Raw genomic sequence first — 7,300 nt, forward strand, 5'->3', positions numbered from 1 at the left:
CCTGTGCTTGTTATTTTTTATAGAGGTAATAAGGTTATTTATGAATAAAATTTTTAAAGTTATTTGGAATCATGCAATCCAATCGTTTGTGGTTGTGTCTGAGTTAACAAAGTCAAAAGGAAAACAGGCTTCTATTGCGGATGAACGAGATTCGCTGACTAAATCTCTTATTGCTTTAGGTGTCTCAGGTACTATAGCTATAGGTAACGGTGTAATTGGCGGTTCAATAATAGGGTCGGGTGTATTAGCAGCGGGGTTATTAGCTGAGCCGGTATATGCTGCTATGACTGTTTGTGGTACAGGTGCTGCAGGTATTAATAGCGCAACTAGTACTAATGCTACGGCTATCGGCTACAATGCTAAAGTAGGATCTGATGCGACCGCTGTAGGTGGAATGGCAAATGCTTCAGGCGGAGAATCTGTTGCTGTAGGCAATCGTTCTAAAGCGGCTGGTTATTTAGCGACTGCATTAGGAAGCAATTCAAACGCATCTGCTAACAGTGGTACTGCAATAGGAACAAGCGCTAAAGCTAGCGGGGGACAGGCTACTGCAATTGGTGGAGACGCAAACGCTAGTGGTTATGCCTCTGTTGCGATCGGTGCGGATGATATTGATGGTGCTAAAACAACTAATATAACTCTAGGTAGCCAAAATGTGACACTTACTCAAGCTTATTCATGTTTGACTAATGGTAGCACTTTAATATCTACGCATCCGAATGGTACTACTTCATTATATCGTGCGGCAACGGCAAGTGGAGTAGCAGCTGTTGCTATTGGTTCTTACGCACAAGCAAGAGGACATTTATCAACAGCGATTGGTACTAATGCAACTGCTTCCAATTTAGCCGCTACTGCATTAGGTGTAGGTGCTTTAGCAAACGGCACCTCCTCTTTTGCTATGGGGACAGGAACGAAGGCGGTTGCGGATAATTCAGTTGCAATCGGTACAAGCTCTAATGCTACGGCTGAAAATGGCACAGCTATAGGTACCTATGCTAAGGCGGGAGGTCAGGATTCTGTAGCTTTAGGTAAAAATACGGTAACGATGAATATATCTTCAGTTGCGATTGGTAGTAATGCTAAATCTTTAGGTAACCGTTCTATCGCAATGGGAGATACGACTAATGCAACTATAAATGATGATATTGCAATTGGTTCTTATGCTAAAACAAATACTAAACAGAACCTTAAAGCTAGTAATGGCGGAACAATTGCTATAGGCGTAAATGCAAAATCAGACGGTGATAATGCTTTAGCAATAGGAAATAATGCAACGGCAGAGAATGCTTCCGCTATTGCCTTTGGCGGTATTGCTAGTGGAGTAGGGGCTACGAATATTGGTTATCAAGGTAATACGACAGGAAGTAGCTCGGTCGGTATCGGGTACTATGCTAAATCTGTTGGAAATTATTCAATAGCGATTGGTGGACAAGCTAAAGCGGGGCAAGATCTTGCAACTGCGATTGGTTCGAATGCTAATGCAACTCAACAATATTCTGTTGCGATTGGTTCGAATGCTAATTCAACTAAACAATATTCTGTTGCGCTTGGTGCGAGTTCTACAACGGACTCTAACGCTACGTCTGAAAATTCGGCTACGGTTAACAACATTACATATTCGGGCTTTTCTGGTGAGGTAAATGATGATGGTTATCAAGTATCGGTTGGCTCAAGCACAATTAAAAGACAGATAAAAAATGTTGCTGCGGGTAATATTTCTGCGGCCTCAACAGATGCAATTAATGGTTCCCAATTGTATGTGACGAATCAAGTTATTGGTAATTTGGCTAATTCGATTAAAGATAACTTTGGTGGCAATGCGAAGGTCAATGCTAACGGTACGATTACTTATACTAATATAGGTGGTACAGGAAAAAATACTATTCATGATGCAATTGTCGCCGTAAAAGAAGCTGTGGTAGCAGGAACAAATGCTAATGTGACTTCATCAATAGCTGCAAACGGCTCAACCACTTATACGGTGAATGCTTGGAATACTACATTAACTAATGGTTCTAAAGAATTAAATGTTACTTCACAAGCAAATAATACTAATAGGGTTCTAGCTTATACGGTAGATCTTTCTACGTCTGCAAAAAATAATATTACAACCGCAAATGCTACTGCGCATAATGCAAATGCGACAGCGAACACTGCAAATACAACTGCTAACGCAGCTAATGCAACAGCAAATACGGCGAATACAACTGCTAACACAGCTAATGCAACAGCAAATACAGCTAATACAACGGCAAATAATGCGCTCACAGAAGTGAAAAAAGGTTGGAATATTACAACCAAAGCGAATGGCGGAAATGCGGCTAATAGTTCTACAGAACAAGTAAATATGGGCGAATTAGTCACATTTGAAGCAGGTAAGAATATTAACTTAACGCAAAAAGGTGCGAATATTACGATTGCAACCAGCGACAAGCCAACCTTTAACACAGTAACCACGCAGAATTTTAATGTGCAAAATGGTGGTACAGTGGATATGGGAGGCAATGTTGTCTCTAATGTTGGTACGGCAGTAAATGGTACGGATGCAGTTAACTATGATTTACTAAATAAAACGGTTAAAGCGGCGAGTAGCTCTGTAATTGCTGGTACTAATACAAATGTTCAGAGTAAAGTGGATGCTAACGGCACGGTTTATACCATAAATGCATATAACACAACGGTAAGTAATGCTTCTGATGCGGTAACGGTAACCCCTACCTTTAATGCGCAAACTAATACGACTAACTATACGGTTGATTTATCTGCAAAAACAAAGCAGAACATTACTACTGCAAATACCACAGCACACAATGCTAATGCGACAGCGAATGCGGCGAATACCACAGTAAACAAAGGTTGGAACATTACTACGGCGAAGAGTGGTACAGGTAATGTAGCAAATAATACTGATGCAAATGTACAAATGGGCGATAAGGTTATTATTACCGCAGGTGATAATGTCAATATCTCTCAAAATGGCAAAAATATTACGATTGCGACCAGCAATAAGCCAACGTTTAGCAATGTAACGACGAAGGACTTAAATGTTCAAGCGGGCGGTACGGTTAATATGGGTGGTAATGCAATTACCAATGTTGCAAACGGCACAAAACCGACGGATGCCGTTAACTTACAACAGTTAAATGCGTCAAAAGTTGCAGTGTTAGCGGGGTTAAATACCGGCGTAAGCAGTAAAGCGAATGCGACAACCGGTGGTACGGATTATGTCGTGAATGGTTGGAATACTACGGCACAAGCGGCGGCAAATGGTAATGTTACGGTAACAAGTAAAGTTGATAGTGCGAACAATACAATTGATTACACAATTGATTTAACCCAAACAACTAAAGATACGATTACCAATGCAAACGTAACGGCACATAATGCGAATGCGACAGCAAATTTAGCGAATACAACTGCGAATACGGCGAATGCAACAGTAAATAAAGGTTGGAATTTAACCGCTAATAAAGATACGACTGCAGAGAACATCCAAATGGGTGATACGGTAGATTTCTCGCAAGGAGATAACATTATCGTAACCCGAGATGGTAAAGGTATTAAGATTGCAACCTCATTAAAGCCAACCTTTACAGATATGACAACGACCAATCTTTCAGTGAAGAATGGTGGAAATATCGATATGGGTGGTAATAAGGTACAGAATGTTGCAAATGGTACGAGTGCAAATGATGCTGTAAATTTACAACAATTAAATGCAAGCCGTACTTTTGTTGAGGCTGGAACTCATGCCAATGTTACTTCGGCAGTTGGAACGGATGGTTCAACAACTTATACCGTAAATGCGTGGAACACCACAGCTAAAGGTTCAAGTGATATTAAAGTAACCAATGTGACGGATGCAGCAGGTAGAACGATCGATTACACGATCGATTTATCGGACAGTGCGAAGAACAATATTACTACTGCAAATAATACAGCGAATGCGGCGAATGCGACGGTAAACAAAGGCTGGAACATTACCACTGCGAAAACAGGGACAGGTAATGCTGAGAATATCAGTGATACGAATGTTCAAATGGGTGGTAAGGTTATTATTACTGCAGGCGATAACGTAAATGTTTCACAAAACGGCAGCAATATTACCATTGCAACAAGCAAAACTCCGACATTTACCAGTGTGACGGCGGGTAATACGCAAATTACTAACGAGGGCTTAACTATTCAGAATGGTCCAAGCATTACCAATAATGGTATAAATGCAGGTAATAAAGTGATTACTAATGTTGCAAACGGTACGAATGGTACGGATGCGGTAAATCTGGATCAATTAAACGAGGTGAAAGCAGCTACAACGACGACAGTAACTTCAAAAGATAATTCGATCTCAGTAACTGAGTCGTTAACTAACGGACGTGTATACGATCTTTCGATTGCGAAATCGGATATTGTGACTAATCCGAACGGTACAACTGCGAATAAAAACGCAGGTAATACGTTTGTAACGGGTGATAACCTTGTAAATGTATTGAACAATACAAGCTTCAACGTAACCTCAGGTAGCGTAGATAGCGGTAAAGTAACGGGGACTAAAGCTGAGAAGGTCAAAGCGGGTGAAACGGTGACATTTAAAGCCGGCAATAACCTTGTTTTAGCCCAAGATGGTCAAAACTTTACTTACTCGTTATCAGATAATATTACGTTAACGGATAAAGGTTCGATTAAGCTAGGAAATACCACAATCACAGATAACAATGTGACTGTAGGTGATGTATCTGTTACAGATAAAGGTATTAATGCAGCAAATACCACCATCAGCAATGTAAAAGACGGCAAAGTTGAGGCAGGTAGCAAAGAAGCGGTAAATGGCGGTCAGTTATTTAACGCAACGACCAACTTAACTAATGCGGGCTTAAACTTTGTGGGTAACAACGTAAGCGGTGTAATTCACAAAAACTTAAGCCAAACATTATCGATTGTGGGTGAGTTAGCGAATACGGCAGCAGCAAGTGCGAAGAACGTTCGTGTCGATACAGAAAATGGCAAATTAGTGATTAAGCTAAGTGAAAACCCAACGTTTACTACGGTAACCACCGGTAACTCAACCTTAAATGATAAAGGTTTAACCATTAAAGACGGCCCAAGCATTACTAACAAAGGTATTGATGCAGCAAATAAACCGATTACGAATGTTGCGAAAGCTGTAAACGGTACGGATGCGGTTAACTTAGACCAATTGAATACAACCGTGAAGGCAGCGAGCAGTTCTGTTATTGCCGGAACGAATGTTAATGTGACGAGTAAAACGGATGCGAATGGTACGGTATACACAGTAAACGCATTTAATACGACGGCGAGTGCGGGTTCAGATGCAGTAACTGTGAATGGTACTTTTGATCCGGCTACGAATAACACAAATTATGTTGTAGATTTATCTGACAAAACTAAGAATACGCTTGCGGATACCACGGCAACGGTAAATAAAGGTTGGAACATTACTACCTCTAAATCTGCCGGCGAAGCGAAGGATATCAGTGTATCCAACGTGAAAATGGGTGATACGGTAACTATTGATGCGGGTAAAAACATCAATATCACGCAGAATGGAGCAAAAATTTCAATTGCAACCAGCGATAAACCGACATTTACTACGGCAACTGTTGGTAATACAAGCTTAAACGGCGATGATATTAAGTTAGGTAATTCGACAATTGATGGTAACGGCTTAACGATTAATAACGGTCCAAGTGTTACTAACAATGGTATTGATGCAGCGAATACCACCATCAGCAATGTAAAAGATGGCAAAGTTGAGAAGGATAGTAAAGAAGCGGTAAATGGCGGTCAGTTATTTAATGCAACGACTAACTTAACTAATGCAGGCTTAAACTTTGTGGGTAACAACGTAAGCGGCGTAATTCACAAAAACTTAAGTGATACATTAGCGATTGTTGGTGAGTTAGAGAATACCTCCGCAGTAAGTGCTAAGAATATTCGTGTTGATACAGAAAATGGCAGATTAGTAATTAAGCTAAGTGAAAACCCAACGTTTACTGCGGTAACTACCGGTAACACAACCTTAGATGACAAAGGCTTAACGATTAATAACGGTCCAAGTGTTACTAAAAATGGTATTGATGTGGCGAATAAACCGATTACCAATGTAGCAAACGGTGTAAACGGTACGGATGCAGTAAATCTTAACCAGTTAAATGAGACAAAAGCAGCGATCACAACAACAGTGAAATCAGATGACAAGTCGATTACGGTTAAAGAAAATTTAACGAATGGTCGTGTTTACGATATTTCCGTTGCACAAGCGGAAGTGGTAACTAACCCGAATGGCACCACTGCGAATAATAAAGCTGGTAATACGTTTGTAACGGGGGATAACCTTGTAAATGTATTAAACAATATAAGCTTTAATGTGACTTCCGGCAATGTTGGCAGCGGTACAGTAACCGGTACGACATCAGAGCAAGTAAAAGTAGGTGAAACGGTAACATTTAAAGCTGGCAATAACCTTGCTTTAGCACAAGACGGTCAAAACTTTACTTACTCGTTATCAGATAATATTACGTTAACGGATAAGGGTTCGATCAAGTTAGGCAATACCACAATCACAGATAACAATGTGACTGTAGGAGGCGTATCTGTTACAGATAAAGGTATTAACGCTGCGAATAATACAATTAGTAATGTGAAAGACGGTGAAGTATCGGCAACTAGCAAAGATGCAGTAAACGGTAGCCAGTTACATGCAACAAATCAGAACGTAACAAATGTAACGAATACGGTTAATAAAGGCTGGAATATTACAACTTCGGCATCAACCGGTTCGGTGGACGGTACTAGCCTAACGAATGTGAAGATGGGCGATACGGTAACGATTGATGCAGGTAAAAACATCAATATCACACAAACGGCAGGTAAGATCTCGATTGCAACCAGCGATAAACCAACTTTCAGTAATGTGACGGTAGGTGATACGAAGATCGATAATGATGGAGTAACCATTAACAATGGTCCAAGTGTGACGAAAAATGGTATTGATGCAGCAAATACCACCATCAGCAATGTAAAAGATGGCAAAGTTGAAGCAGGTAGTAAAGAAGCGGTAAATGGCGGTCAGTTATTTAACGCAACGACTAATTTAACCAATGCAGGCTTAAACTTTGTGGGTAACAACGTAAGCGGAGTAATTCACAAAAACTTAAGCCAAACATTATCGATTGTGGGTGAGTTAGCGAATACGGCAGCAGCAAGTGCGAAGAACGTTCGTGTCGATACAGAGAACGGCAAATTAGTGATTAAGCTCAGTGAAAACCCAACGTTT

The 7,300-nt window shown here is 40.5% G+C and carries 1 protein-coding gene; it reads left to right on the forward strand.

Translation table 11 applies throughout. The features are described from left to right. Window positions 1–40: 40 nt before the first annotated feature. On the forward strand, window positions 41–7,300 hold a 7,260-nt coding region (locus C228_RS0110765; protein ID WP_018652627.1), incomplete at its 3' end, for an ESPR-type extended signal peptide-containing protein.

Source organism: Actinobacillus capsulatus DSM 19761, from assembly GCF_000374285.1.
In the GTDB taxonomy this organism is placed as follows: Bacteria; Pseudomonadota; Gammaproteobacteria; order Enterobacterales; family Pasteurellaceae; genus Actinobacillus; species Actinobacillus capsulatus.